Here is a 25,232-nt window from a genome sequence, read left to right as displayed (position 1 = left end):
GTTGCCCAAGGATTTAGCCGGGGGCTCAATGATCACCTTCCGGCTCGGGGTCGACGACCTCGCCGACACCCGGTTCGCCGTCTCCCCGCTCGGCGAGCTGATGGAGAGCCTGCGCGTCCTGCGCGCCCCCGGCCTGCACCCGCTGCACCGCGCCTGGCGCCGGTCCGTGCTCGGCGCCCTCGACCCGGCCGACCTCCCCCTGCTGTCGGCCCTGGTCGGCGCCACCCTCGCGCTGCCGGACTTCCTGACGCCCCGGCCCGCCGTCCACGCCCCGGCGCTGGAGCAGGAGCTGGCCGTCGTACGGGCCACGCCCCCCGAGGTCGTACGGCACGACCTGCGCGCCGCGCACGCACCCCGGCCGCTGCCCGGACCCCTGCGCCGGGCAGCGGACCCCGGTGACGGCCCGGTCCTCGAACTCCTCGACGTCCTGTGCGCGTTGCTGCTGCGCTACTGGGAGACGGCGCTGCGGCCGCACTGGCAGAGGATCCGGCTGGTGCTGGAGGCGGACATCACGCACCGGGCGGGACAGCTGGCCACCGGCGGACCGGGGGCGCTCCTTTCCGGTCTGCACCCCAACCTCGCCTGGCGGGACGGCGTGCTGAGCGTGGACAGGATGATCGGCCGGCACGAGGTGGAGGGCGCCGGGCGAGGGCTGCGGCTGGTCCCGTCGGTCTTCGCGCACAAGCCGGCGCCGCCGATCAGCGCCGAGCTGCCCCCGATGCTCGCCTATCCGGGCCGGGGCACGGCGACCCTGTGGGAACCGGAGCCCGCCCCCGACGCCTCCGCGCTCACCGCGCTCCTCGGCGCGCCCCGCACCACCCTGCTGCGGCTGCTCGCCGAGCCCCTGCCCACGGTGGAACTCGCCCGCCGCCTCGGCGTGACCCCGGGCGCCGTCTCCCAGCACCTGCGGGTGCTGGCCGCCACCGGCCTGGTGACCCGGGCCCGGGACGGCCGCCGGGTGCTGTACCGGCGCAGCCCGCTGGCCGAGCAGCTGATGGCGGGGCGACCGGTGCCGGACTGACGCCGAACGGGCCCCGACGCCGGCCGGCGGTGCCGCGGCCGGGCAGACGGCCGTCCTCGGGCGAACACCGGAAGGGGCCGGACCGATCCGGCCCTTGCTCGGCGCGTACGGCTCAGGCGGCCGCGGGCTCGCCCACGTTGCCGTGCAGACGGGCGACGACCTCGGTCAGCTGGGCGGCGACCTCCGCGTCGTCCACCGGGTGGGTCTCGGCGAAGCGGGTCACCGAGCCGGGGATGGACAGCTTGATGTCCTCGATCACCTTGCCGCCGGCGATACCCACGGCCTTGCGGGCCTCGTCCTGCGCCCACACGCCGCCGTACTGGCCGAAGGCGGTGCCGATCACGGCGACGGGCTTGCCGCCGAAGGCGCCGGCGCCGTACGGGCGGGACAGCCAGTCGATGGCGTTCTTCAGGACGGCCGGGATGGTGCCGTTGTACTCGGGGGAGAAGAGCAGGAAGGCGTCGGCGGCCAGGGCGGCCTCACGCAGCTGCGCGGCGGTGGCCGGGACGCTGCCCTCGACGTCGATGTCCTCGTTGTAGAACGGGATGTCCGCCAGGCCCTCGTACAGCACGACCTCGGCGCCCTCGGGAGCGAGCTTGACGGCCGCCTCGGCGAGCTGGCGGTTGTGCGAGCCGGCGCGGAGGCTGCCGACGAGCGCGAGGATGCGAACAGACATGAGAACTCCAAGGGGCTGAAACATCGCTGTCACGATCCGGACCGGGGTCCGGTTAATGTCTAGCACTGTAAGCGGACCGTGGTCCAGTTTTCTTCCCGATGCTTTACGCTGTCTTCATGTCCCGCGTCCTCCCGCCGTTCCCACCCCAAGAGCCGCCCGACGTGCCCCAGTTGCTGCAGGTCGGCCCGGCTCCGGAGGAACCCTGCCTGCGTGCCGACGCGGCCCGCAACCGGGCCCGGCTGCTGGACGCCGCCGCCCGGCTGATCGCCGAGCGCGGGGTGGCCGGGGTCACCATGGAGGCGGTGGCCGCGGCGGCCGAGGTGGGCAAGGGCACGGTGTTCCGCCGCTTCGGCGACCGCACCGGACTGCTGATGGCCCTGCTCGACCACTCCGACCGGCAGTTGCAGGCCGACTTCCTGGGCGGCCCCCCGCCGCTGGGCCCCGGGGCGCCGCCCCTGGAGCGGCTGCGGGCGTTCGGCACGGCGGTGCTGTACCGCTCGGCCGAGCGGCTGGACCTGCAGCTCGCGGCCCTGAACGAGCCGACCCGCCGGTTCTCCCACCCCGCGTTCGTGGCCCTGCGCACCCACGTCGTGATGCTGCTGCGCCAGATCGTGCCGGACGCGGACTGTGAGCTGCTGGCGCAGACGCTGCTGGCCTCGCTCCACCCGGCCCTGATCCATCACCAGACCCGGGAGCGCGGGATGCCCCTGGAGCGGCTGGAGGCCGGCTGGATCGACCTGGTCGCCCGGGTGACCCGCACCCGACCGCCGCGCTGACGCCGGCTCAGCCGGACCGCGGGGCGGTGAACATCTCGACCAGGCCCTCGGGGGCGTCCGCGCGGAACAGCAGGGCCGCGCCGTGCGCGGACTTCGCCGCGGACGCCTCCGCGCGCGGGAACAGGGCGGCCTCGTAGGCGGCGAGCGCGGCCTCGGTGTCGCCGGGGTGCGCGGCCAGCGCGAGGCCCAGTTCGGCGCCGTCGAGCAGGGCCAGGTTGGCGCCCTCGCCGGCGAACGGCGACATCAGGTGGGCGGCGTCCCCGAGCAGGGTGACCCCGGGGACGCGGTCCCAGCGGTGCCCGACCGGCAGGGCGTGGATCCGCCGCGGTACGAGCGCCCCGTCCGCGTCGGCGACCAGCGCCCGCAGGCTCTCGTCCCAGCCGTCGAACTCCTTCAGCACGGCCGACTTGGCCGCCTCGGTGTCGGTGAAGTCGATGCCGTCCAGCCAGTCCTCCGGCGCCTCGACGGCCACGTACACGTGCAGGCTGCCGTCGGTCTCGCGGTGGCCGAGGAAACCCCGGCCCGGGCCGAGCGCGAACAGCATCCCGCCGCCGACCACGGCGGCGCCGCGCGGATGACGCAGGTCCGCCTGCACCAGGTCCGCCTCGACGAACGACACGCCCGTGTAGGCGGGCCGGGCGGGGGAGAGCAGCGGGCGGATCCGGGACCAGGCGCCGTCCGCGCCGACCAGCACGTCCGTGGTGAACGCGGTGCCGTCCGCGAGCGTCACCTCGTGCCGGCCGTCGCCCAGCGGGCGTGCCCCGGTGACCTTGGCACCCCAGCGGACGGTGCCCTCGGGCAGCGAGCCCAGGAGCAGGTCGCGCAGGTCGCCGCGATCGATCTCGGGGCGTCCGCCGGTGCCGTCGTCGGACTCGGTGAACCGGACGGTGCCGCGGTGGTCCAGCACCCGCACGGCCTGGCCGCCGGCGTGGACGCACGCCCGGAACTCCTCGTGCAGACCTGCGGCGTGCAGCGCCCGCTGGCCGGAGTCCTCGTGGAGGTCGAGCATGCCGCCCTGGGTCCGGGCGGCCGGGGAGGCCTCCAGGTCGAACAGGGCGGCCTCGACGCCGTGCACGTGCAGCACACGGGCGAGGGCGAGCCCGCCGAGGCCCGCGCCGACGACGGCGACGGGGTGGTGGGGCAGGACAGGGGTGGTCATGGGGGCCTCCTGGCCGGTCAGTCGGGTACGGCGGTCCGCTCGATGCCGCGGATCAGGGTCTGGAAGGCCCAGGACAGGCGGCCCTCAGGGGTGCCGGACAGCAGCTCGTCGGCTCCGGCGGCGATGTGCGGGTGGGTGTCGGCGGGTGCCTCGCGCAGCGCGCGCTCCACGGCCTGCCAGTCGCCGAGGGACTCCTCCCCGGCGTGCTCGGCGGCGGTCGCGGTGGCGTGCTGCAGCAGCAGGTCCACGCCCCAGGCCGCCTGCGCGCGCGGCACCCCGCCCTCCTGGAGCAGCGCCAGCAGGTTCTCGACGAGCCGCAGGTAGTGGGGCCCGCTCGGCCGGGCGGTCAGCGCCGAGCGGGCGAGGCTCGGGTGCTGGAGGAGCATCGTGGTGTACGCGGTGAGCAGCTTCTCGAGCCGCTCCCGCCAGGTGCCCCCGGCCGGGGCGGGCCCGACCGTGCCGAGCAGCTCGTCCAGGACGGCGGCGTGGAGTTCGTCGGTGTTGCGGACGTACACGTACAGCGAGGCCGGACCGGTGTCGAGCTCCTGGGCCAGCCGTCGCATGGTCACCTTGCGCAGCCCCTCCGCGCGCAGGACCGCGACGGCGGCGGCGACGATGCCCTCGCGGTTCAGGGCCGGCTTGGCGGGGCGTTCACGGCGGGAGCGCGGGGATGCGGTCATGCGGCAAGGGTAACGAACATGTTCGTGGCGAACAAGTTCGTGGCGAACGTGTTCGGGAGTGGTCGTGAAAGGCCCGGGTTTTCGTCGAACGATGAACCACGTTCCCCCGGCTGCTCGCGGCCCCCGCCGCTCTGCCAAGATGCGGTCTGTCATGGTGCAGATACCGAACACGCCCACGAGCGCCGACGTGGCCCGCCTGGCCGGCGTCTCGCGCGCGACCGTGTCCTACGTCCTGAACAACGCCGGCGCCGTACGGATCAGCGAGCCCACGCGCCGACGCGTCCGCGAGGCCGCCCGGGAACTGGGGTACGTGCCCCACGCCGCCGCCCGCAGTCTGCGCGCCGGCCACAGCCGCATGGTCCTCATGCCCGCCCCGGCGATCCCGGTGGGCCCCCTCTACAGCCGGTTCCTCAGTGAACTCCAGTGGGCGCTCGGCCGCCTCGACTACACCGTCGTCCAGTACGGCACCGTCGGCCTGCAGGGCGACGAAGCCGCCCGCGCCTGGGCCGAGTTGCGCCCCGTCGCCGTCCTGGTGCCCGGCGCGGAACTCGGTCCGCGGGGCGTCGAGGTCCTCAAGCGGTCCGGTGCCCGGGCCGTGGTCACCCTCGGCCCCGGACGCGTCGACGGCGCCCACGCCCTGCTGATGGACCACGGCGCCGTCGGCCACTGCGCGGGCGCCCATCTGTACGCCCGGGGCCGGCGCCGGATCGGTGTCGTCGTACCCGAGGAGCCCGGCCTGGAGGTCTACTCCCGGCCCCGGCTCGCCGGCGTGCGCGAGGCCCTGCGCGGTACCGACGCGACCGTGACGGAGCTGCCGCTCGCCTACACCGAGCGGTCCGCCGCCGAACTCGCCGCCCACTGGCCCGACTTGGACCTGGACGCCGTGTTCGCCTACAACGACGAGTACGCGATGCTGCTGATGCGCGCCCTGCAGGACCGGGAAGTGCGCATCCCCGACGACGTGGCCGTGGTCGGCGCCGACGACCTGATGCTCGGCCGGCTGCTGCGGCCCCGGCTCAGCACCGTCCACATCGAACTGCCCTCCGGACGCGACCTCGCCGAACTGGTCGACCGGGCGGTGCGCGACCCCGGCGGTGAGCCGGAGGTGCGCACCGTGCTGGGCGCCTCACTGGTCCAGCGCGAGTCCGGCTGACCGGCCGTTTCCCGGGCTACTGGGCGTCACCCTGCTGGGCGGCGATGCTCTTGCGGACCTCGTCCATGTCCAGCTTCCGGGCCTGGCCGATGACGTCCGTGAGAGCGGCCTCCGGCAGGGCACCCGGCTGGGCGAAGACGGCGACCTTGTCCCGGACGATCATCAGCGTCGGGATCGACTGGATGCCGAAGGCCTGCGCCAGCTCCGGCTGGGCCTCGGTGTCCACCTTGCCGAACACCAGGTCCGGGTTGTCCTCGGCGGCCTTCTCGTACACCGGCGCGAACTGCCGGCACGGCCCGCACCAGGAGGCCCAGAAGTCGATGAGCACGAAGTCGTTCTCGTCGACCGTCCGGTCGAAATTCTCCTTGGTCAGCTCCACGGTGCTGCTCATGGCGTGATCCCTCTTCCTGGTGTGGGGGTGGTGCCGACGGCGGAAACACGGCCGTCCGGCCGCCTATTCCACACGTGCACGCCTGTGTTCCGCGCGCGTACCCATGTGGCCACCGCGCACACCACCCACCAGACTGACCCCATGACGGAAACGGAATCCAACGCGTACGACGTCGTGGTGATCGGCGGCGGGCCCGTGGGTGAGAACGTGGCCGACCGCACCCGCGCGGCCGGCCTCACCACCGCGGTCGTGGAGAGCGAACTGCTCGGCGGCGAGTGCTCGTACTGGGCCTGCATGCCCAGCAAGGCCCTGCTCAGGCCGGTCATCGCCCAGGCCGACGCCCGCCGGCTGCCCGGTCTCGACCGGGACGTCCAGGGCCCGCTCGACACTCCCGCCGTCCTGGCCCGCCGGGACGAGTACACCTCCCACTGGAAGGACGACGGCCAGGTCGCCTGGCTGGAGGGGACCGGCGCCGTCCTGTACCGCGGCCACGGCCGCCTCGCCGGACCCCGCACCGTCACCGTCACCGGCCCCGACGGCACGGTCACGACCCTCACCGCCCGGCACGCCGTCGCCGTCTGCACCGGCACCCGCGCCCAGCTGCCCGACCTGCCCGGACTCGCCGAGGTGAAGCCGTGGACGAGCCGTGAGGCCACCAGCGCCCAGGCGGCGCCCGGCCGGCTGGTCGTCGTCGGCGGCGGTGTCGTCGCCACCGAGATGGCCACCGCCTGGCAGGCCCTCGGCTCCCGTGTCACCCTGCTGGTGCGCGGCAAGGGCCTGCTGAACCGCATGGAGCCCTTCGCCGGGGAACTCGTCGCCGAGGCGCTCACCGAGGCCGGTGTCGACCTGCGCACCGGCACCTCCGTGGAGTCCGTGACCCGGGAGAACGGCACCGTCGTGGCCGTCACCTCCGCCGGCGACCGCATCGAGGCCGACGAGATCCTCTTCGCCACCGGCCGCGTCCCGCACACCGACGACATCGGCCTGGACACGGTCGGCCGGGAACCGGGCTCCTGGCTGGACGTCGACGACAGCCTCCGGGTCACCGGCACCGACTGGCTGTACGCGGTCGGCGACGTCAACCACCGCGCCCTCCTCACCCACCAGGGCAAGTACCAGGCCCGCATCGCCGGGGCCGCGATCGCCGCCCGCGCGGCCGGCGACCCGCTCCCGGACGAGCCCTGGGGCGCGCACACCGCCACCGCCGACCACGACGCCGTCCCCCAGGTCGTCTTCACCGCCCCCGAGGCCGCCGCCGTCGGTCTCTCCCTCGCCGAGGCGGAACAGGCGGGCCACCGGGTCCGGGCCGTCGACGTCGAGTTCTCCTCCGTCGCCGGCGCCGGCCTGTACGGCGACGGCTACAAGGGCCGCGCCCGCATGGTCGTGGACCTGGACGAAGAGATCCTGCGCGGGGTCACCTTCGTCGGCCCGGGCGTCGGTGAACTCATCCACTCCGCCACCGTCGCGGTCGCGGGCCGGGTCCCGGTCGGCCGTCTGTGGCACGCCGTCCCGTCGTACCCGACGCTCAGCGAGGTGTGGCTGCGGCTGCTGGAGGCCTACCGGGACAAGTGACCCCTGGATCAGGGGAGTTCAAAGCCCAGCGCCTCGGCCGCCGGTGCCGGGGTCGGCTGGGCCCACAGGGCCGCCACCGCCTCGTTCGTCGACAGGGAGCGCAGCTCGGCGCGGTCCAGGTAGAGCGTGCCGTCGAGGTGGTCCGTCTCGTGCTGGACGATCCGGGCGGGCCACCCGGAGAACACCTCGTCCACCGCACCGCCGTGCTCGTCCTCGGCGCGCAGCCGGACCTCGGCGTGCCGCGCCACCACCGCCTGCCAGCCCGGCACGCTCAGACAGCCCTCGAAGAACGCGGCCCGTGCGGTGCCCACCGCCTCGTACGACGGGTTGATGAGCACCCGGAACGGCTGCGGGAACCGGCCCCGGGCCACCGCGACCTCCTCGGGCACCGTCGCCGGGTCCTCGAAGACCGCGATCCGCAGCGGGACGCCGACCTGGGGCGCGGCAAGACCCACGCCGGGAGCAGCGCGCATGGTGACGCGCAGGACCTCGACGAAGCGGGCCAGCAGGGCGGGGCCGAGCTGGCCGTCGTAACGCTCGGTGGCGCGGCGCAGCACCGGCCGGCCGGCGGCGACGATGGGCAAGGGGCCGCCGGCGGCGAGGAGTTCCTCGACCCGCTCGGCGAGCGGCGCGTGATCACGGGGAGGTGCCATCGCGTCAGCATGTCACGGCCGCCCGTGCCGGGCCCGCGCATCGACGCGGACGCCGTGCCCGCGTGGGCACCTGCGGCATGAAGTAGCGTGGTCCGACACGCCGATGCCGGAGGGAGACGGGGATGGCGCGGGAAGGCGGCCGGGGCCGACGCCGCGGCCGGGGCGAGCTGGAGGGCCAGGTCCTCGGCGCGCTGCGCGAGGCGGACGGGCCGGTCACCGCGGCCTGGGTGCAGCAGCGCCTCGGCGGCGACCTCGCCTACACCACCGTCGTCACCATCCTCACCCGGCTGCTCGCCAAGGACGTCGTCGCCCGCGAACGGCACGGCCGCTCCTTCGTATGGACGCCGACGGCCGACGTCGCCCGGCTCGCCGCCCTGCGCATGCGCCGCCTGCTGGACGGCGAACAGGACCGCGAGGCCGTCCTGGCGAGCTTCGTCACCGCCCTGCCACCGGGCGACGAACAGATCCTGCGGGCGCTGCTCGACAGCACGCACACGGACAGCGCCGGTACGGAAGACTGACCGCTCATGGGGGTCTTCGTCTTCCTGCCGCTGGTGCTGCCGCTGTCCGCCTGGCCGGTCGCCCGGCTCGCCGAGACACATCTCCACCCGCGCACCGCCACCCGGCTGCTGACCGCGGTCGCCGTCGTCATGGCCGTGTGCAGCACCCTGTGCCTGGCCCTGCTCATGGTGGTCGGCACCGCGCAACTGCCCGGCAACCCCCTCCCGGACGGCTGGTCCGACCCCGCGGTGCGGGCCGTCGTCCCGCACGACGGCGTCGCGGGCCGGGCCGCCGTCCCGGCGCTCGCCGTGGTCGCCGCCGCCTGCGCCCGCACCCTGGCGCGGCACCGCCGGGTCACCCGCCGCGCCCGCCGGGCCCTGGCCGCGCTGCCCGGCCGGACGGTGGCGGTCCTGCCCGACAACAGCACGGCGTACGCGTACGCCCTGCCCGGCCGCCGGGGCCGGATCGTCGTCACCTCCGCGCTGCTCGCCGGGCTCGCCCCCGCCGAACGGCGCGCGTTGTTCGCCCACGAACGCGCCCATCTTGCCGCCCGCCACCACCGCCATCTGCTCGCCGCCCAGCTGGCCGCCCGCGCCAACCCGTTCCTGCGTCCGCTGCGCACCGCCGTCGTCTACACGGCCGAGCGCTGGGCGGACGAGGAAGCGGCCCGCGCGGTCGGGGACCGGCGCACCGTCGCCCGCGCCATCGGCAAGGCCGCGCTGCTGTCCGCCCGCACCCCGGCTCCGGCCCTGGCCGCGCTCGCGGCCACCGGCCCGGTGCCCCGCCGGGTGGCCGCGCTGCTCGCGCCCGCCCCCGTGGCCCGTACCTGGCCGTCGGCCTTCACCTCGGTCGGCCTCGCCGCCTGGGGCGCCGCTGCCGGCACCTTGGTGTCCGCGATGTCGTCGGCGAACTCCGCCGTCACCCTGTTCCTGACCCTGCACACGGCGACCTCTGTGTGAGTCCCGGGGGAGGGACGGCGTCCGCGGTGCGGGCCCCGGCCCCGGCCGGCTGTCCCTGGGTGGTCACCCGGACCGCACGGCCGTCCGTGTGAGGCATGCGGAGGGCCCGGCCCCCTGCCGGGAACCGGGCCCTCGCCCCGTGGCTCACTCCTCCGGGAAGTCGCCCGCGAGCGCCGAGGCGATCCGCAGGTGCCGATCCGCCTCCTCCTGCCGGGACTGCCGCTGCAGCGTGCGGCCCAGCATCAGCCGCGCGTAGTGCTCCACCGGGTCGCGTTCCACGATGATCCGCAACTCGGCCTCGGCGCGGCGAAGTTGGGCCGAGTGGTAGTAGGCGCGGGCCAGCAGCAGCCGGGGACCCGTCTGCTCCGGCATCTCCTCGACCAGCCCGGCCAGCACCCGCGCGGCGCCCGCGTAGTCCTTCCCGTCGAAGAACAGCTGCGCGCGCTCCCAGCGGTCGGCGGGGCTGCCGTGGTCGTAGTACGTGGTCTCCACTTGCGTCTCCACTCGTGACCTCCTTCGAGGGCCACAACCGACCGCTGTTGTTCAATATTCCACTAATCGGGCCGGGTGGTCTTCCGGCCGGTGGTGCCGAGCGGATCGAGCGGTGCGTCGAGCAGGACCGCCAGCTCCCGCGTGAACTCGCGTGCGCGCGGACTGTCGGGCCCGCCGAGGGGTGCGAGCAGCTGGCGCAGCAACTCCTGGACGACGTCGATCGCCTTCTTCGTGACCTCGCGGCCCTGTTCGGTGAGCGCGAGCTGCACGGCGCGCGGGTCGGCGGGGTCCCGGGTGCGCTCGAGCAGACCGGCCGACTCCAGGCCGCGGGCCAGCTTGGAGACGTAGAGGGCTTCCAGGCCGGTGTGATCGGCGAGGCGGCGCTGGCTGGGGCGCAGGCCGGAGCGGTGCATACCGTGCAGCGACGCCACCAGCGAGTACTGCGCGTGGGTGAGTCCCAGCGGGGCCACGGCCCGGTCGACCGCGACCCGCCACTTCGTCGACAGCCGCCACACCAGGAAGCCGGGCGTGGCTCCATCGGATCCCTTGCTCATGCGGGAAACAGTACATGGCTACTGTTCGCGGGCCTCGGACTCGTGGTCACCCAGCCGTCCACGTTCTCGTCGGGTGGCCGTGAGGAACGAAGACACGCAGGTCATGGCCCCGCTTCACGCGCTGGACCGGCTTGCGGGGCCGGACCACCTGGAGTTTCCCGATGGCTTCGACCATGCGGCGGCCGGGGTGCGGGCGACCCGGCTCGAGGACCGGCTGACCGAGGACTTCCGGCAGGCTTGCGAACTGGACGACCAGGAACTACGGGCGCCGCCCGGCGAGTAGGCCACGCGACCGGCGCCGGCTGTCACACGATCGGGCGCCTACGGCTCAGCAGCCGCCCCCCAGCTGTTTGAACAGCCGCACGTAGCGATCGGTGAGCGTCGGCCACGCGTACCGTTCGACGGCGGTGCGGCGGCCCGCCGCGCCGAGGCGATCGGCGAGGCCGCCGTCGTCGAGCAGGGTCCGCAGGGCTTCGGCGAGAGCGGCGGCGTCGCCGGGCGGAGCCAGGAGGCCGTTCACGCCCGGCTCGATCACGTGCGGGATTCCGCCGACGTCCGAGCCGACGACCGGGGTGCCGCAGGCCATGGCCTCGATCAGGACCATGCCGAACGACTCGGCCTCGGTGCGGGAGGGAAGGACGACGGCGGCTGCCTGCTGCAACACCGTCACCAGGTCGTCGCCGATGAGCTGGCCGGGGGTGCGCACCCGCTCGGCGACGCCGAGGCGCTCGGCGTGGGCGCGGTGGTCGGCGACGGCGTCACCCCCTCCGACCAGGGTGAGCGCGACGTCGCCGGGGAGCCTCGCGACAGCCTCGAGAAGGACGTCCACGCCCTTCCACGACGACGTACGGTCCATGCGGCCGAGGTAGACGACGTGCCGAGGCCGCTGGGACGGCGGCGGACCACCGGGCGTGAACCGGTCGGTGTCCACTCCGGGAGTGATCTGCAGGGCGCCGGGGCGGTGGGCGGCCAGGGAGACCGGGGACACGGCGACCAAGGCGCGGGCCCGGCCGAACACGCGCGGCAGGACGTGGTTCTCGTAGCGGCGGATGATCCGGTCGGCCCCGGGCTCGCCCTTCACCATGGACCCGGAGTGGTACGTGACCACGGCGGGGCGTCCGCCGGCGAGGGCGACGGCGAGATCGGGGAGGCCGGGCACGGGGGAGTGGGTGTTGAGCACGCCCACGCGCAAACGCCTCAGCCACCAGCGCAGTTGGAGCGGCCAGAGCGGGCTGAGCGGAGTGTTGGACAGCCGCGCCCAGGTGCCGAGCCGGACGACGGGCACGCCGTCCTCGACGCTCACGTCACTGCGCCGGCCCGCCGTGTTGCTGGTGATCACCACCGACCGCAGGTCGGGGTCGGCCGCCACGGCGGCGGCCACGCGGGCCGCGTAGTTCTCCACGCCCCCGATCTTCGGCGGAAAGTACGGGGCGACGACCGCGACCGTGCACGGTGTGCGGCCCGCCAGCACCCGGCCGAAGACGGCGGCCGTACGGTCCGTCTGCCGCGCCCACCCCAACTCCGCCCGCACATGGCAGAGTCCGGCCTCGGCCAGGCGGTCGGCGAAGGCCCGGTCCGTCAGCACCCGGGTCAGCGCACCGCGCAGGGCCGCCCGATCGCCCGGTGCGACCAGCAGCCCGTTCTCCTCGTGCCGGACCAGGGTCGGGATGCCACCGACCCGGGTGGTGACCACCGGACGCCCGGCGGCCATCGCCTCCACCAGGACGCTGGGGAAGCTGTCGTACGACGTGGGCAGGGCCAGCACCCGCGCCCGGCGGTAGGCGGCGGCCAGGTCCTCGCCGAACAGCCGTCCGCTGAACACGGCCGTGGCCTCGTCGAGTCCGAGCCGCGCGGCCCGCTGCCGGTAGTCCCCGGCCGCGGCCCCGTCACCGACCACCTCCAGCCGTACCGGCGTCCCGGCCTCCCTCAGTTCGGCGACCGTACGCAGCAGACCGGACAGACCCTTGTAGGCGGTGTGCCGGTCCAGGGACCCCACGAACAGCACCCTGGGCTCGCCCGGCAGCGGGCTCGGTGCGAACAGGTCGAGGTCCGCGCCGGGCGGGACGACCGCGGCCCGTCCGGCGAACAGGCGGGCCAGGTCGGCAACGACGTAGTCGGACGAGCAGATCACCTCCCGGGCACGACGGGCGGTACCGGCCAGCACCGTACGCTCGTAGACCGCGAGGAAGGCGTCGGCCGGCAGGTTGCCCTTGCGCATACGCCCGGTGTGGTAGGTGAGAACGAAGGGCCGGCCGGTGTCGTCCGCCGCGCGTGCCGCCGCGTCGGCGAACAGCGGTACCGGCGCGTGGCCGTTGACGAGGTCCACGCCCTCCTGCTCGATGATCCGCCGCAACTGCCGTCGCCAGCCCGCGCCGACGGGTGTGCGGGACAGCAGCAAGGGGGCCGCCAGCCGGTACACCGCACAGCCACCGGGACCGTCCGCGTACCGCCCCGGACGGTCGCCCTTCGCCGCGGTGGTGGCGACGACCACCCGGTAGCCGTGCCGGACGCTCAACTCGCGGGCCAGATGCCAGACGTACTGCTCGACACCGCCCACGGAGGGCGGCACGTACGGCGCCGCCAGCAGCACCGTCGGCGCGGCAGCCGCCGGCCGGGTCACCGGCGCACCGCCGCGCGCAGTACACGGGTGAACTCCCCGGCACGCTCGGTGTATTCGGGCAGAACGGCCCGCAGGTGCTTGCGGTAGTCGTCGCCCGACAGCAGAAGGCGGTCGAGGAGGTCGGCGACGACCGTGCCGCGAGCGTCGGACATGCGGACCACCCACTCCTCCAGACCGAGGTCGGCCATGATGCCGCGCGTCTTGTGGTCGTACTCCACTGCCGCGCACGGCACCCCCGACGTCAGCCCGAAGATGACCGAGTGGAACCGCGTGCCGAGGATGAAGTCGGCGGCGCCGTAGAGGGCGTGCACGTCGTGGTGGTCGATCGTCGCGTCGTCCAGGACGTGCAGCCGCGCGTGCGGGCCCGCGTGCGCGGCGATGCGGGCGTTGACCGGCCGGTCGTCGTCGCCCTGGAAGGCACAGGTGACCTGCGGGACCAGCACCACGTGCGCGTCGCAGTCGAGAGCGCGTCGCACGGCGGCGGCCATGGCCTTCTCGTACGTCTCCTGCTCACCTGCCGGCAGGTGCCGGCGCGCCGTGACGAGGACGAGCCGTGCCTGACCGACCACGCCCAGCTCGGCCCGCCAGGGCCGCCGGGACCGGCTGCGGAAGGCGAAGGCACTGTCCACTCCGCGCCGGACGGTCGGTTCGCCGACCCCGGCCTCGGCCAGCCGGACCACACTGATGTCCTCCCGGGCCACCGCCGCGACGGCCCGGCCCACCACCCGCCGGACCATCCACCGCTGACGCCGCCGGGGAAACGGACCGAACGACTGCGGCCCCAGCACCGTCGGCACCCCGGCCCGCTGGGCCAGCCACAGCGGCAGGAGGAGGAAGGCGATGTTCAGGTCGGAGGGGAGGTCGGGGCGGGCGTTGAGATAGCCGCCGCCCAGCGACAGCACCAGGTCGGCCTTGGTCACCGCCAGAACCTCGTCGCGCATCTCCCGTGGCAGGCAAGCGGCCAGGAGCGGCACCGACCGACCGCCTCCCGGCAGGGCGGCGACGGCCCCCAGCGCCAGCGCCGATGCCTTGCGCGCGATCCGAGCCACGCGGGTCGCGGTCTCGTCCCCGACACTGCGGCGGATCGAGCCTACGTTGCGGGCTCCGTCGAACTCGGGCCGCTCACCGGGCTCCTCGAAACCGGCGATCACTACGACGGCGTGGGGAAAGGCCTCTCGCACCTGTTGTATGGCGACGCTGAGCAGGGCCGCGTCCCCCCGGTTGCCCCGCTCGAAAGCATTGACCACGACGACCTTCATCCCCCGACCACCTCTTCGTAGTGCCGTTCCAGACCGTCGAGGAACACCTCGACGGTGTAGCGCTGCGCCCGGGCCGCCGACGCCGCACCCATACGGGCGAGCACCTCCCCGTCGCCGAGCAGCCGGTCCAGGACCGCCGCGAGTGCGCGCGTGTCCCCGGCGGGGAACAGCGCCCCGTTGTCGTCCCCGACGAGTTCGGGCAGTCCGCCCACCCGGGAGGCGACCAGCGGCCGTCCGGTCCGCAGGGCCTCCAGGGCGACGGTGGGGAAGTTCTCCGGCCACACCGACGGCACGACCACGACGGAGGCCGTGGCCAGTCGCCGGGCCACGGCGTCGGCGCCGAGCCAGCCGGTGAACGTGACGCCCGGGCCCGCGAGCGCCTCCAGGCGGGCCCGGTCCGGTCCGTCACCCACGACGGTCAGCCGGCCGCGGCCGAGCCGTGCGAACGCCGACAGCAGGACGTCGACGCCCTTGACCCGCTCCAGTCGCCCCGCGTAGAGCAGCTGGTCCAGGGCGCCCAGCGGCTGCGCGACGATCGCGCCGGGCACCCCGTTGGGCAGCACGTGCACGGGGACCCGGGGGCCGACGTCGGTGCGTACGGCGTCGGCGAAGTAGGCGCTGGGCGCCAGCACCCGGTCCAGGCGGCGCAGCCGCGGCAGGTAGGCCGGGCGCTGCACGTACCGCAGATAGGCGTAGCGGAGCGCGTCGGCGGGGGAGAGCCGGCCGGCGGGGGCGCTGGGCAGGTTCCAGCGCAGCAGTTCGCGGGTCCAGTCCTCCGGGCCGTGCACGGTCAGCACGCGTCCGACCCCGGCCGTGGCGGTCAGCACGGACGGACTGAACTCGCCGATCGTGTGCAGGTGGACGCAGTCGGGGGCGAAGTCGTCCACGATCCGGCGGATCCGGGCGTGGGCACGCCGGTGGAAGAACTTGCGGGCGAAGCGCTGGGGCGCTGTGCCGGTGATGGCCGGGACCAGGTCGTCCGCGAAGACCTCATGGCCCTCGGCGAGCAGGTCGGTGGCGACGACGCGCACGCGGTGGCCGCGCGCGGCCAGGCCGTCCGCGATGAGGCGGACGCTCTTCTCGGCGCCGCCGGCCTCATGGCCGATGTTGACGATCTGCAGGATGTTCACGCGGTCGTGTGCTCCTTCCCGGCGCGCCGGTGCCGGCCGGTGTGCGGTGCCCGTACGCCACCGGCCAGCAGGGCGGCGCCCGCCGCGACGCCGGAGGCGAGATTGCCGGCGCCCCAGGCGATCGCGGCCCACACCAGGCCGTGGTGCAGCCGGACCAGGACGATGACGAGGACGACGGCGACCAGGACCGCGTTGGAGACGACCATGGCCACGAGCTGTCGGGTCAGTTTCAGCAGGAAGCTCACCCAGGTGTTGAAGGCCACGGTGAGGGAGCCGAGCGTGAAGACGGTCAGCGTGGTGGTGCCGTGGGCCGCGTACTGCGGTCCGAAGACGTGCAGGACGGGCCGGGCCAGGACGGCGACCAGGGCCACGGTCGGCACGGTCGCCAGGGCGATGACCTTGCCGGAGCGGACGGCGATGGGGCCGAGGGCCGCGCCGTGCCGGGACCCTTCCGCGAACAGGGCCTCGCCGATGGCGTAGGAGGCGGAGTTGACGAGGTTGGCGATCTGGAACGCGACGAAATAGGTGGCTGCGGGGACCGGTCCGAGGGCCTGCAGGACGACGATCGGCAGCACGATCTGGGGCAGCAGGTTCAGGCTGCCGGAGAGATAGCTGCTGAGCGAGTAGCCGAGCGTGGCGCGCAGGGTCTGCCAGGAGAACGCCGGCCGGATCCTCAGGCGCAGCACGCCACGGATGGCGAGGACGCTGGCCGCGGCGGCGATCGTGGAGGCGCCGGCGCCGGCGGCGACGACACCGAAGGGGCCGCCGGAGACGAACAACACCGGCAGAGCGAGCTTGACCAGGCTCATGAGCACGCCGTTGACGGCCAGATTGACGCGGGTCGCGCGGAAGGCGACGAAGACGGAGTCGGTGAGCAGGTTGACGGCCGCGCCGGCGGCGAGCACGACGAAGCCCGCCGCCATCAGGAAAGAGCCGTGCAGGAAGCCGAGTTGGGGTGCCATCCAGGGCACGAGCAGCACGAAGCCGCCGGAGATGGCGCACGAGCAGACGGCGACGGTGCTGAGAGCGGTGCCGACCTCGTGCGCGGGCCGGTCACTGGTCGGCAGGTGGCGCACCAGCGTCGAGTTGAGCCCGAACAGGCTGAAGTACGACAGCAGCGACATGCTCGACAGCAACGACGAGGCCCGGCCGACGTCCGCGGCCGGATAGAGCCGGGCGACCAGCAGCCAGAAGACGAATCCGGCGCCCGCGCCCAGTGCGGTCGTGGCCAGGAGGAAGAAGGAGTTGACGATCAGCGGGTCTCGGACCATGGCCCGGGCGCGCGCGAGGCGCGGCGCGGCCCGAGGGGGCGGGACCGAACGGGCGGTCATGCTCATGCGGGGTCCCCTCCCGAGCGGTCCGGCCGGGCCTGCGCCCGCGCGAGAAGCAGCGTCAGCGCCGTCACGGCGAACGCCCACGACGCCGTCTGCCCCTCGCGGGGCGCGTCCGCGAAATGGGTGAGGGGACGGGCGAGTGTCTCCGGATGTGTCAGGGAGTTGACGCACAGGTACGCCCACACGAGCAGGCCGTGGACGGTGCCGGTGCGCAGCAGCGCCGGCCCGGCGCCGGGCCGGGGCGCGGTCCGCTGCCACCAGCGCCCGGTCGCCGTGTGCAGCAGCGTCGCCGCCAGCGCGGACAGGGCGAAGCAGGCGGTGCCGAACGTGTCGCGCCGCACCGGCAGCAGCGAACTGATCGGCACCGACAGCGCGGACGGGCGCGCGGCGGCGACGGCAGCGACGTAGAGCCAGCCCAGCAGGCCGTGGACGAGGACCGTCTCCAGCGTCGCCCGGAACGCTTGCCTCACGCCACCGCCTCCCGGACGAACGGTTCGGTGTCGACACCGGCGTAGTGGGCGCGCAGCCGGGCGGTGTGTTCGGGCCAGGCGAAGCCCTGGACGGCGCGTGCGCGGGAGTAACGGCCCATCGCGGCGCGCAGTTCCCCGTCCCGGGCCAGCTCCGTCAGCGTGGCCCGCAGCGCGGTCACCTCGCGCGGCAGCAGCCGCACGCGGCCGCGGTCCAGACCGTAGGGGCCGTAACCGGGATCGTCGGTGGTGACGACCGGCAGACCGGAGGCCATCGCTTCCTGCACGGTCAGCGGGAAGCCTTCGGCGGCCGACGGCAGGGCGAAGACGTCCGCGGCGCGGTACAGCTCGGCGAGCTGTGCCGCCCCCAGGGCACCGAGGTGGTGCACGCCGGGCCGGTCACTGCCGCGGGCGCTGCCGTCGCCGGCGAACACCAGGTCGTAGGCGGGGTCGGCGGCGGCCAGCAGCAGGTCGTACCCCTTCTTCGGCACCAGCCGGCCGACGAACAGCACGAGGACGCGGTCCTCGGGCAGACCGAACCGCAGGCGTGCGGCCCGGGACTCGTGCCCGGACGCGGCCGGGTGGTACGCCTCGGTGTCGACGCCGTTGGCGAGCAGACGCACCGATCCGGGGCGGGCGCCGTGGGCGGTGACGAAGTCGGCGACCCGGCCGTTGACGACGAGCACGCGCCGCGCCCGCCGCAGCAGGCCCCGCCCGGCCGACCCGTACACGGCGCGCTGCACGGCGCGTACGGCTCGGGAGGGGTGCTCGACCACGGCGACGTGCTGGGTGAGCACGTGCGGGGTGCGCGTCAGCAGTGCGGCCGTTCCCGCCGCCCACGAGGTGACGTACAGGCAGTCGTGCACATGGACGACGTCGGCCCAGCGGGCCCAGCGCAGCGCGGCCGGCCACACCCGGGGCGACAGCAGCGGGAACGGCACTCCGGCCCGCTGCTCCAGGAGGTTCCACGCGGCGACGCGCACCACGCGCACCCCGTCGTCGTCCTCGGTGACCGTTCTGGCGCCGCTGGTCAGCACCGTCACCTCGACGCCGGTCCGGTGCAGCTGGTGGGCCTCGTTGCGCACCACGTTCTCGATACCGCCGATGTGCGGCGGGTAGTAGTGGCTGACGAGCAGCACCCGCTTCATCGGTAGACCTCCGCTCCCCCGTTGCTGTACAGCTTGTTCTTGGTGACCTCCAGCAGCCCGAGCGGGTAGCGGTACGTCACCAGGTCGCCCCGGTAGAAGGTGGTGGCCTCGTCCTTGGTCACCGTGGTGGTGCCGAGGAAGACGTAGGTGCGTGAGCCCACCAGCACCGGGAAGATGTCGTTCTGCGTGCGCCCCCGGATCAGTGACTGGAGCCGGCTGAAGGTGTAGCGGTCGGTCTGCACCTCGGACTGGACGTCGGCCCGCTGTGCCTCGCTCGCCCGGTCCTGCACCCAGCGGATCGCGGTGCGTTCCTCCGGGTGGACGAAGTAGATGTCGTAGTACTGACCGGAGTTGGCCAGGTGCAGCTGCGCCGGGTAGCCGCCGAGCACCTTCGGGACGACCCCGGTGAGGTCCAGCAGCAGTCCCAGGGCGAGCGCGCAGGCCGCCGGCACCGCCCACCGGCGCGCCCAGCGGAACAGCCACAGTGAAGCACCCGCGACGAACGGCGCGTAGATGAACAGGCCTTGCTGAAAGGCGCGCAGCACCCCGTAGTCGACGGACAGCTGCGGCAGCGCCGTCAGCAGGGCGATGACACCGAGCATGCCCAGGGACAGGGTGACCTGGTCACGGCTCGGCCGGAAGCCCGGCCGGGCGCGCGGACGGCGGGTGCGCCCGGGCCACAGGGCCAGGGCGAGGCCGACCAGCAACAGCACCTGCAGCAGGGCGGCGGCACCGGCACGCAGCAGACCGTTGGCCGCCGGCACGTGGACACCGGCGTGCTCGAGGGCGCGGCCGGCCGCTGTCAGCGGCAGGTCCGTCTGCTGTCCGACGACGGGAGTGGCGTACGCGTCGACGGTCTTCAGAGGCAGGTAGTCGCCCTGCTCGCGGCCCCGGCCGGTCTGCCGCACGATCGCGGCCCGGTAGTCGGCGAGCCTCTGGTCCGCGCTCACCGGAGCACCACTGAACAGGCTGTACGACACGTCCGACGAGGCGGTGTCGGTACTGCGCCCGGTCAGTTCCCGCGCGGTCAGCGCGACGGTGCGGTGCAACTGGCCGGTCGTGTGCGTGACCGGCCCGGACCACACGTACGCCGCTGCGGCGGTGGCGGCCACCATCCACCAGGTCAGAAAGGACCGCCCGGCCGCAGGACGCCGGCGCAGCCGGACCAGCAGCCGCCACACCAGATCGGCGGCAAGTGCCGCGGCCAGTACGACCACGAGGACATAGGTGGTGGAGTAGTGCGACAGCACGATCCCGGCGACGAGCACGGTGAACAGCAGGCGCCGCCCCGGCGGCCGCCCGGTGTCGGTGACCACGACCATGGCGCACCCCAGGAGGAAGAACGCGACCTCCTGCCGGGCCAGGAAGGTCATGTCCGTGAAGAAGGTCGGGAACATCATCAGGTACACCGCGGAAAGCAACGCGACGATCTGCGGCGCCTTGTTCCGCACCGACCGGTACACCAGCACCGGCGTCAGCGCGAACAGCAGCGGCAGCAGCACCTTGAAGACGTACGTCCCGGGGACCCCGGTCAGCCGCGTGAGCGCGGTCGGCAGCAGGGTGATGCTCAGGCAGGCGTTGTACGGATCACGGAACGCGGCGATGTTCCAGCGCCCGGAGTCGGCCGCCAGCCGGAACACCTCGTACTCACGCTGGATGTCGTGCCCGGTGATGTACCAGCCGCGCAGGCTCGTCAGCAGCAGAACCCCGGCGGCCGCGCACCACAGGCCCAGCTCCAGCACGCCGGTGGCATACCGGCGGCGCCGCACGAGGAGCAGCGCGAGCAGGACGGTGACCCCGGCCAGCGCGATGACGGCGACGCCACCGCCCAGACCGTTGTCGAGACGCACCGGGCCCGCGACACACAGCGCCAGGACCGTCCCGCCGAGGGTGGCCACGGGCGCGAGCCCCGCCGGGCGAGCGGCCCCGGGGCGGCCGGCGCGCCCGGGGAGGCGGGGCAGCAGCGAGCGCCGTCCCGCCGGGGCACGCCATGCCGCCACACCTGCCAGGACCACCACGTACAGTGCCGAGGCCAGGGCCAGCGGCACCCGTTCCAGGGGCCGGCCCGCACCGAGCGCGGGCAGCAGCGTGTTGACCGCCAGGAGCAGCGCCAGGGCTCCGATCACGCTCAGTCCCAGCCCGACGAGCGTACGGCCGTCCCGGGTCGACAGCACCCGGCCGGTGAACCCGTGGAACAGCAGGGCCGGCGCGCCGAGAAGCAGCCACAGGCCCGCCGGGACCAGCACCGGGACCGGGGCGCCCGGCACGCATTCCAGCAGGGCCGCCACCAGGGCGGTGGTGACGGTCCAGGCACGTATGTTCACGACAGCACCTCGGCGTAGATGCCCTCGACCTGCCGGACCACCGCGTCCCAGCGGTGGTGCCGAGCTGCCTGCGCGCTGCGCCGTCCGAGGTCGGCGCGGAGCCGGAGGTCGCCGGCGACCGCGTCGATGGCCTCGGCGAGCGCGGCCGGTTCGGGGTCGGCCAGCAGACCCGTCCCGTCGAGGAGTTCGGTGTTGCCGGGCACCCGGGTGGCGATCACCGGCAGAGCGGCGGCCATGGCCTCCAGGGCCACGAGCGGCATGCCCTCCTTGTCGGAGGGCAGCACGAACGCTCCGGCGGACGCGTAGGCGCGCACCAGGTCGCTGCCGAGTGCGGGCCCGGAGAAGCGGACGTTCGTCAGCCCCGATCGCTCGGCCTGCGCGATGAGTTCGTCGCGGTCCTCGCCGTCGCCGACGACCCGCAGCCGGACCGGCCGGGTCACCAGCGCCATCGCCTCGAGGAGCCGGTCGACGCGCTTCTGCGAGCTGAGCCGGCCGACGTACAGCAGCTCCAGCGTTCCCTCGGCGGGCTCCCGAACGGGCATGAAGTACTGGTCACCGACCCCGTTGGGAACGACGAACACCCGCCTCGGGGGAACCCCGTAGTTCGTGGTGACGAAGTCGGCCTGGGCCGGGGTGAGCACCAGCACGGCGGCCGCGGCGCGCAGCACACGGCCGAAGACATGGCGCTTGTACGCGGGCAGCAGCAGGCCCAGCCGTCCGGAGGCGTCGACGTCCAGATGGAAGTGGAGCACGAAGCGCTGTCCCCGCAGCCGGGCCAGCAGTGCGACCATCTCCGGCAGCAGTGCGTGCGCCGCGTGCAGGTGCAGCACCGAACGGCGCGGGCTGCGCAGCAGGGTCCGGGCCATGCCCGGCGCGATCGGGGTGTGCGCGACCTCGACCGACCGGTGCCGGACCACGCCGACCGTGCCCCGGCGGCTCAGGCGCGGAGCGCCTCCGGAGCCGATGGTGGTGGTGACCACGCGCACGTCGTGCCGCTCGGCGAGACCGTCGGCGAGATTCTCCACCACGCGTTCCAGACCGCCCAGGTGCGGCGGGTAGTACGGAGTGATCTGAAGGACCGTGCTCATGCGGCACCTGCCTCGGCCAGGGTTCCATTGGTGACATAGCGAACGTCCGGCCTGCCGCTGATGTGGGCCAGCACCCGTTCGAGCCGGGCCCAGTCGCCGCGCGCGTCGACCTCCCAGCTGTGCCCCCACAGGTGGTAGACACCGCCTCGTTCCAGGCACAGGTCGAACCAGCGGATCGCGAGCTCGTCCCAGTGCCGGTACAGCCGGGCCGCGTGACCGGGCCTGCCGCCCGCCAGACGCAGGACGAGCGGTACGTCCACCCGGTGGGCGTAGGCGTTGACGGTCGTGGCCATCTCCAGCACGGGCCCGGTCGCCAGCGAGCTGCGCCGTACGGTACGGGCCAGGCGGAATCCGGCCTGGACGACCTGCCGTACATGGACGGCCCGGTACTGCCCGCGCGGATAGCAGAAGCTGACCACCGGGGCGCCGATGATGTTCTCCAACTCGATTTTGCCGAGGGTGACTTGTTCGCGTGCGGCGGCGTCGTCGAGCAGCGGCAGCCTCAGGTGGCTGAGGGTGTGCCCGCCGATCTCGACGCCGTCGCGTGCGGCCAGGTCGCGTATGCCTTCGGCCGGAAGCCGGTCGGCCGGCCGCAACTCGACGTTGCGCGGGGCGATGTAGAAGGTGCCCGGTACGTCGTACCGGGCCAGCAGATCCGCCAGGGCCGTGTCGAGCCGGTGCCCGTCGTCCCAGCTGGTGGTGACCACCGTCCGACGCGGCGTCATGAGGAGCCTCCGGGGATGTCCAGGGTGTAGTGGAGCGTCTGGGTCCGGCCCAGGAGAGCGACGCGTACGACGGCCTTCGCCACACCGCCGGGTGTGCGGTCGTACGGCAGCCGCACCGTCGCGCGCCGTGGCGTTCCCGCCCGCCGGGTGGTGAGGCCGACGGTGCGGGAGATCTCCGTGCGGCCCGCCGCGGTGACCAGCCGGACACGCACTCGGTAGCTGCGCGGGGCGTCGCCGTGCGCGACCACGGCGACCGGGACCACGACCGTGCCATGGGAGGCGGCCGGAGTGCCGTCGAAGTAGAGCTCCGTATAGGTGCTGGGCAGCCGGGTGAACGAGACACGCAGTTCGTGCCGTACCCACGGCACGGTGCACGCGACCGTCACCAGCGCCAGCGCCAGCACGGTCGCCGGTGCGGCGGCCGCGCGGCCCCACCGGCCCCGGGCCGGCCCCCCGTGCCGGCGGTGGCGGTGCCCCGTGGGGGGACTCGCCGGCCGCCGGAACGGGGCGTCGAGCAGTCGGCTCATGCGGTGGTCCCGAATTCCTCCGCCCCCGAGGGCTGCGCGTAGGCGGCGACATCGGCCGGTGCGACGAGAGGTCTGCGGAAACGGTGGTGGAACAGCTGGCGCAGGTTGGCCATGCCGTCCGGCAGCGCGTTGAGCTTCACCTCACCGCCGCGCATGCGGTACTCGATCGGCAGCTCGAGGGTGCGGTAACCCGCCAGCGTCACGGCGTTCTTGATCTCCTGTGAGAACGCCATGCCGCCGGAGCGCACGTCGATGCCGTGCCACACATGACGCCGGAAGATCCACATGCCCGACTGCGAGTCGCGCAGTCCGTTGCGGAAGAGCATGCGGCTCACCCCGCTGAGCACGTGGTTGGCGAACGTGTGCGACCGCTTCATGGCCGCCGCGTTGTCGCGGCCCAGCCGATTGGTCGTCATGAACTCGACCTCGAGCGCCTCCAGAGCCGTGAGCAGCCCCGGCAGGGCGTCGAACGGGTACGTGCGGTCCGCGTCGCCGGTGGCGATCACATCACCGCTCGCGGCGGTGAAGCCCGCGCGGTAGGCGTTGCCGTAGCCCCGCGCCGGCTGGTGCACGACGCGGGCGCCCAGATGGCGTGCCACGTCGCCGGTGCCGTCGGTCGACGCGTTGTCCACGACGACGACCTCGGTGGTCCAGCCCCTGGCCGACAGTGCGGCCGCCGGGACGCTCTCCATCACGGCCGGCAGGTTGTCCGCCTCGTTGAGTGCGGGAATGACGATGGACAACGTCTTCATGAATGCCCCCCAAGGCATGGATGAACGACGTCTGCGGGCAGCCTGAAGTGAGCCCCGACCGCTGGGAAAGAGCCGTTTCCGGGCATGCGGAAATGGCGCTTTCGAGCGGGTGGTTCCTGCCGCGCAGACACGGGTGCCCCCAGCACCCGGACATGACAGATGGAAATCGCATGGAGTCGGCCGCGCCGCCTGAATCGACGCTGATGCCGTCTCGTACGGGCCGCGGCCGGAATGCCGCGACGGTGTCTCCCCCCTCCAGGACCCAGCGTCCCCCTGAACGCTGAACCGGAGGACGACCATAGCAACGCGACGGGAGATGTGAAGTGTGTGATCGAAATGTGAAGACGGCGCTCAGTGAGGGTTGTAACGCCCAATGCACGTCCGCGAGTTGCGGAAATCCGCCCGCGTCACCGCCTGTTACTCGCGGGTGTTGTTTGATACATCAAGCGTTTGCGCACGTGGATGGCGCACCCATGTACATCCCGATGCCGGCGGTCTAGACCTCCAGGGGAGGGGTTGCCGGTCCCGGGCCGGGGCTGCGGATGCGTCGCGCGCCCGGCCGGGATTACTTGAAATTTACACAGCTCTGGCCAACGATTCGACGGACCGGAATCGGCGTGAACACGCCCCGGCCGCCGGTCACACCCACAGGTCCTGACTCGTGCACACGCGGGCGCCCATGTTCCGCTCCATCATCCGCAGCGCCGCCCGAGCGAGGTCCTCGTGGATGTGCGCGACAGCGTCCTGGGGGACGATCACCTGGAAGTGGCGGATGTGTGCGTCGAGGGCTGAATAGAGCACACACTGTTCGGTGACCTGTCCGCAGAGCACCAGCTGCTCGATGCCCTGCTGCTGCAACAGGTAGTGCAACGGCGTCTCGAAGAAGATCGAGTGGCGGGCCTTCAGAACGAACAGCGAGTCCGCATCGGGTTTCAGGGGTTCGACGAGATGGGCGTGTGGCCCTTCGAGGGCATGGTTGAGCAGCTCACCGTGGTGTGAGCGCCACTCGCCGAAATTGTCGTTGACGTAGATGACCGGTATCGAAGAGCGTCGTGCGCGTTCCGCGAGATCGGCTATGACCGGTACGACCGAACCGGCCGAGGGGATCAGCAGTTCGGCGTCCTCGTGGTCGTAGGTATTGATCATGTCGATGACGATCAGCGCGACCTTGCTCACGGGACCAAGTCTCCATCCTCCGCCGACCGGTCGCCTGCCGGGGCGGCCGTCGCCGGTGCCGAAATGAGCGAGGCCCGCGGCGGTGTGAAACTGGG

Annotated in this window: 26 protein-coding genes; 7 read left to right on the top strand and 19 right to left on the bottom strand. The window is 73.5% G+C overall.

All coding sequences use genetic code 11. The annotated features are described in order from the left end of the window. Positions 1-28 precede the first annotated feature (28 nt). Positions 29-1,021, top strand: coding sequence for a MarR family transcriptional regulator (locus tag ACIHEJ_RS01275; RefSeq protein WP_400131178.1), 993 nt, complete (start codon positions 29-31; stop codon positions 1,019-1,021). Positions 1,022-1,133: 112 nt separating this feature from the next. On the opposite strand, the gene ACIHEJ_RS01270 is transcribed toward ACIHEJ_RS01275, so the two are convergent. Next, positions 1,134-1,697 (bottom strand): NADPH-dependent FMN reductase, encoded by a 564-nt coding sequence (locus tag ACIHEJ_RS01270; protein WP_400131177.1) that lies wholly within the window; start codon positions 1,695-1,697, stop codon positions 1,134-1,136. A 98-nt stretch (positions 1,698-1,795) separates the two neighbouring features. Here ACIHEJ_RS01270 and ACIHEJ_RS01265 point away from each other — a divergent pair, with 98 nt between their 5' ends. Next, positions 1,796-2,473 (top strand): TetR/AcrR family transcriptional regulator, encoded by a 678-nt coding sequence (locus ACIHEJ_RS01265; protein WP_400131176.1) that lies wholly within the window; start codon positions 1,796-1,798, stop codon positions 2,471-2,473. A gap of 7 nt (positions 2,474-2,480) precedes the next feature. On the opposite strand, the gene ACIHEJ_RS01260 is transcribed toward ACIHEJ_RS01265, so the two are convergent. Beyond that, on the bottom strand, positions 2,481-3,632 hold the full coding sequence (locus ACIHEJ_RS01260) for an FAD-dependent oxidoreductase (protein WP_400131175.1): 1,152 nt from the start codon (positions 3,630-3,632) through the stop codon (positions 2,481-2,483). A gap of 17 nt (positions 3,633-3,649) precedes the next feature. Continuing rightward, the gene (locus tag ACIHEJ_RS01255; RefSeq protein WP_400131174.1) at positions 3,650-4,312 is read right to left on the bottom strand and encodes a TetR/AcrR family transcriptional regulator; all 663 of its coding nucleotides are present in this window, start codon (positions 4,310-4,312) and stop codon (positions 3,650-3,652) included. 151 nt (positions 4,313-4,463) lie between these two features. Here ACIHEJ_RS01255 and ACIHEJ_RS01250 point away from each other — a divergent pair, with 151 nt between their 5' ends. Further along, positions 4,464-5,465, top strand: coding sequence for a LacI family DNA-binding transcriptional regulator (locus tag ACIHEJ_RS01250; protein WP_400131173.1), 1,002 nt, complete (start codon positions 4,464-4,466; stop codon positions 5,463-5,465). Positions 5,466-5,481: 16 nt separating this feature from the next. Here the strand turns inward: ACIHEJ_RS01250 and trxA are convergent, their stop codons facing one another. Continuing rightward, positions 5,482-5,856: a thioredoxin gene (gene trxA / locus ACIHEJ_RS01245; RefSeq protein ID WP_400131172.1), complete on the bottom strand. Its 375-nt coding sequence runs from the start codon at positions 5,854-5,856 to the stop codon at positions 5,482-5,484. A gap of 141 nt (positions 5,857-5,997) precedes the next feature. Between trxA and ACIHEJ_RS01240 the strand changes: the two genes are divergently transcribed. Further along, positions 5,998-7,428, top strand: coding sequence for a dihydrolipoyl dehydrogenase family protein (locus ACIHEJ_RS01240; RefSeq protein WP_400131171.1), 1,431 nt, complete (start codon positions 5,998-6,000; stop codon positions 7,426-7,428). 8 nt (positions 7,429-7,436) lie between these two features. Here ACIHEJ_RS01240 and ACIHEJ_RS01235 read toward each other — a convergent pair whose 3' ends face one another. After that, on the bottom strand, positions 7,437-8,081 hold the full coding sequence (locus ACIHEJ_RS01235; protein WP_400131170.1) for a peptide deformylase: 645 nt from the start codon (positions 8,079-8,081) through the stop codon (positions 7,437-7,439). Between the two features lie 122 nt (positions 8,082-8,203). On the opposite strand from ACIHEJ_RS01235, the gene ACIHEJ_RS01230 reads away from it, so the two are divergent. Beyond that, positions 8,204-8,602 carry a BlaI/MecI/CopY family transcriptional regulator gene (locus tag ACIHEJ_RS01230; protein WP_400131169.1) on the top strand — a complete coding sequence of 133 codons (399 nt, stop codon included), beginning with the start codon at positions 8,204-8,206 and terminating at the stop codon, positions 8,600-8,602. A gap of 6 nt (positions 8,603-8,608) precedes the next feature. Next, complete coding sequence (locus ACIHEJ_RS01225; protein ID WP_400131168.1) at positions 8,609-9,541, top strand: M56 family metallopeptidase; 933 nt, start codon at positions 8,609-8,611, stop codon at positions 9,539-9,541. Positions 9,542-9,685: 144 nt separating this feature from the next. Here the strand turns inward: ACIHEJ_RS01225 and ACIHEJ_RS01220 are convergent, their stop codons facing one another. Further along, complete coding sequence (locus ACIHEJ_RS01220; RefSeq protein ID WP_400131772.1) at positions 9,686-10,033, bottom strand: tetratricopeptide repeat protein; 348 nt, start codon at positions 10,031-10,033, stop codon at positions 9,686-9,688. A gap of 62 nt (positions 10,034-10,095) precedes the next feature. Beyond that, positions 10,096-10,587: a MarR family winged helix-turn-helix transcriptional regulator gene (locus tag ACIHEJ_RS01215; protein WP_400131167.1), complete on the bottom strand. Its 492-nt coding sequence runs from the start codon at positions 10,585-10,587 to the stop codon at positions 10,096-10,098. A 103-nt stretch (positions 10,588-10,690) separates the two neighbouring features. Here ACIHEJ_RS01215 and ACIHEJ_RS01210 point away from each other — a divergent pair, with 103 nt between their 5' ends. Further along, entirely contained in the window at positions 10,691-10,870 is a 180-nt protein-coding gene (locus tag ACIHEJ_RS01210; protein ID WP_400131166.1) for a hypothetical protein, read from the top strand. A gap of 45 nt (positions 10,871-10,915) precedes the next feature. Here ACIHEJ_RS01210 and ACIHEJ_RS01205 read toward each other — a convergent pair whose 3' ends face one another. The 12 genes from ACIHEJ_RS01205 to ACIHEJ_RS01150 all read right to left on the bottom strand — a co-directional run bounded on the left by ACIHEJ_RS01205 (position 10,916) and on the right by ACIHEJ_RS01150 (position 25,137). Beyond that, positions 10,916-13,207, bottom strand: coding sequence for a glycosyltransferase family 4 protein (locus ACIHEJ_RS01205; RefSeq protein ID WP_400131165.1), 2,292 nt, complete (start codon positions 13,205-13,207; stop codon positions 10,916-10,918). Continuing rightward, positions 13,204-14,466, bottom strand: coding sequence for a polysaccharide pyruvyl transferase family protein (locus tag ACIHEJ_RS01200; RefSeq protein WP_400131164.1), 1,263 nt, complete (start codon positions 14,464-14,466; stop codon positions 13,204-13,206). The genes ACIHEJ_RS01205 and ACIHEJ_RS01200 overlap by 4 nt, the downstream gene beginning before the upstream one ends. Continuing rightward, complete coding sequence (locus ACIHEJ_RS01195; RefSeq protein ID WP_400131163.1) at positions 14,463-15,596, bottom strand: glycosyltransferase family 4 protein; 1,134 nt, start codon at positions 15,594-15,596, stop codon at positions 14,463-14,465. Before ACIHEJ_RS01195 ends, ACIHEJ_RS01200 begins: the two co-directional genes overlap by 4 nt. Next, positions 15,593-16,933 (bottom strand): lipopolysaccharide biosynthesis protein, encoded by a 1,341-nt coding sequence (locus ACIHEJ_RS01190; protein ID WP_400131162.1) that lies wholly within the window; start codon positions 16,931-16,933, stop codon positions 15,593-15,595. The genes ACIHEJ_RS01195 and ACIHEJ_RS01190 overlap by 4 nt, the downstream gene beginning before the upstream one ends. Further along, on the bottom strand, positions 16,930-17,400 hold the full coding sequence (locus ACIHEJ_RS01185) for a hypothetical protein (protein WP_400131161.1): 471 nt from the start codon (positions 17,398-17,400) through the stop codon (positions 16,930-16,932). The genes ACIHEJ_RS01190 and ACIHEJ_RS01185 overlap by 4 nt, the downstream gene beginning before the upstream one ends. Beyond that, complete coding sequence (locus ACIHEJ_RS01180; protein WP_400131160.1) at positions 17,397-18,545, bottom strand: glycosyltransferase family 4 protein; 1,149 nt, start codon at positions 18,543-18,545, stop codon at positions 17,397-17,399. Before ACIHEJ_RS01180 ends, ACIHEJ_RS01185 begins: the two co-directional genes overlap by 4 nt. Then, positions 18,542-20,869 carry a hypothetical protein gene (locus ACIHEJ_RS01175; protein WP_400131159.1) on the bottom strand — a complete coding sequence of 776 codons (2,328 nt, stop codon included), beginning with the start codon at positions 20,867-20,869 and terminating at the stop codon, positions 18,542-18,544. Before ACIHEJ_RS01175 ends, ACIHEJ_RS01180 begins: the two co-directional genes overlap by 4 nt. Beyond that, positions 20,866-21,957 carry a glycosyltransferase family 4 protein gene (locus ACIHEJ_RS01170; protein ID WP_400131158.1) on the bottom strand — a complete coding sequence of 364 codons (1,092 nt, stop codon included), beginning with the start codon at positions 21,955-21,957 and terminating at the stop codon, positions 20,866-20,868. Before ACIHEJ_RS01170 ends, ACIHEJ_RS01175 begins: the two co-directional genes overlap by 4 nt. Continuing rightward, positions 21,954-22,682 (bottom strand): polysaccharide deacetylase family protein, encoded by a 729-nt coding sequence (locus tag ACIHEJ_RS01165; protein WP_400131157.1) that lies wholly within the window; start codon positions 22,680-22,682, stop codon positions 21,954-21,956. Before ACIHEJ_RS01165 ends, ACIHEJ_RS01170 begins: the two co-directional genes overlap by 4 nt. Continuing rightward, positions 22,679-23,209 (bottom strand): hypothetical protein, encoded by a 531-nt coding sequence (locus ACIHEJ_RS01160; RefSeq protein ID WP_400131156.1) that lies wholly within the window; start codon positions 23,207-23,209, stop codon positions 22,679-22,681. The genes ACIHEJ_RS01165 and ACIHEJ_RS01160 overlap by 4 nt, the downstream gene beginning before the upstream one ends. Continuing rightward, complete coding sequence (locus ACIHEJ_RS01155) at positions 23,206-23,961, bottom strand: glycosyltransferase family 2 protein (RefSeq protein WP_400131155.1); 756 nt, start codon at positions 23,959-23,961, stop codon at positions 23,206-23,208. The genes ACIHEJ_RS01160 and ACIHEJ_RS01155 overlap by 4 nt, the downstream gene beginning before the upstream one ends. 639 nt (positions 23,962-24,600) lie before the next feature. Continuing rightward, on the bottom strand, positions 24,601-25,137 hold the full coding sequence (locus ACIHEJ_RS01150) for a cysteine hydrolase family protein (protein WP_400131154.1): 537 nt from the start codon (positions 25,135-25,137) through the stop codon (positions 24,601-24,603). Positions 25,138-25,232: the final 95 nt, after the last annotated feature.

Origin of the sequence: Streptomyces sp. NPDC052301, assembly GCF_044593395.1 — a bacterium.
Lineage (GTDB): Bacteria > Actinomycetota > Actinomycetes > Streptomycetales > Streptomycetaceae > Streptomyces.
Note: the sequence above shows the minus strand (reverse complement) of the source record. Positions and strands in the feature narration are given on the sequence as shown.

Bases quoted from the DNA above. Each gene is read 5' to 3' on its own strand.
- ACIHEJ_RS01275 (WP_400131178.1), top strand. From the start codon at position 29: ATGATCACCTTCCGGCTCGGGGTCGACGACCTCGCCGACACCCGGTTC.
- ACIHEJ_RS01250 (WP_400131173.1), top strand. From the start codon at position 4,464: ATGGTGCAGATACCGAACACGCCCACGAGCGCCGACGTGGCCCGCCTG.
- ACIHEJ_RS01200 (WP_400131164.1), bottom strand. From the start codon at position 14,466: ATGAAGGTCGTCGTGGTCAATGCTTTCGAGCGGGGCAACCGGGGGGAC.
- ACIHEJ_RS01190 (WP_400131162.1), bottom strand. From the start codon at position 16,933: ATGAGCATGACCGCCCGTTCGGTCCCGCCCCCTCGGGCCGCGCCGCGC.
- ACIHEJ_RS01270 (WP_400131177.1), bottom strand. From the start codon at position 1,697: ATGTCTGTTCGCATCCTCGCGCTCGTCGGCAGCCTCCGCGCCGGCTCG.
- ACIHEJ_RS01160 (WP_400131156.1), bottom strand. From the start codon at position 23,209: ATGAGCCGACTGCTCGACGCCCCGTTCCGGCGGCCGGCGAGTCCCCCC.
- ACIHEJ_RS01255 (WP_400131174.1), bottom strand. From the start codon at position 4,312: ATGACCGCATCCCCGCGCTCCCGCCGTGAACGCCCCGCCAAGCCGGCC.
- ACIHEJ_RS01235 (WP_400131170.1), bottom strand. From the start codon at position 8,081: ATGGCACCTCCCCGTGATCACGCGCCGCTCGCCGAGCGGGTCGAGGAA.
- ACIHEJ_RS01215 (WP_400131167.1), bottom strand. From the start codon at position 10,587: ATGAGCAAGGGATCCGATGGAGCCACGCCCGGCTTCCTGGTGTGGCGG.
- ACIHEJ_RS01155 (WP_400131155.1), bottom strand. From the start codon at position 23,961: ATGAAGACGTTGTCCATCGTCATTCCCGCACTCAACGAGGCGGACAAC.
- ACIHEJ_RS01225 (WP_400131168.1), top strand. From the start codon at position 8,609: ATGGGGGTCTTCGTCTTCCTGCCGCTGGTGCTGCCGCTGTCCGCCTGG.
- ACIHEJ_RS01170 (WP_400131158.1), bottom strand. From the start codon at position 21,957: ATGAGCACGGTCCTTCAGATCACTCCGTACTACCCGCCGCACCTGGGC.
- ACIHEJ_RS01230 (WP_400131169.1), top strand. From the start codon at position 8,204: ATGGCGCGGGAAGGCGGCCGGGGCCGACGCCGCGGCCGGGGCGAGCTG.
- ACIHEJ_RS01260 (WP_400131175.1), bottom strand. From the start codon at position 3,632: ATGACCACCCCTGTCCTGCCCCACCACCCCGTCGCCGTCGTCGGCGCG.
- ACIHEJ_RS01265 (WP_400131176.1), top strand. From the start codon at position 1,796: ATGCTTTACGCTGTCTTCATGTCCCGCGTCCTCCCGCCGTTCCCACCC.
- ACIHEJ_RS01180 (WP_400131160.1), bottom strand. From the start codon at position 18,545: ATGAAGCGGGTGCTGCTCGTCAGCCACTACTACCCGCCGCACATCGGC.
- trxA (WP_400131172.1), bottom strand. From the start codon at position 5,856: ATGAGCAGCACCGTGGAGCTGACCAAGGAGAATTTCGACCGGACGGTC.
- ACIHEJ_RS01210 (WP_400131166.1), top strand. From the start codon at position 10,691: ATGGCCCCGCTTCACGCGCTGGACCGGCTTGCGGGGCCGGACCACCTG.
- ACIHEJ_RS01165 (WP_400131157.1), bottom strand. From the start codon at position 22,682: ATGACGCCGCGTCGGACGGTGGTCACCACCAGCTGGGACGACGGGCAC.
- ACIHEJ_RS01240 (WP_400131171.1), top strand. From the start codon at position 5,998: ATGACGGAAACGGAATCCAACGCGTACGACGTCGTGGTGATCGGCGGC.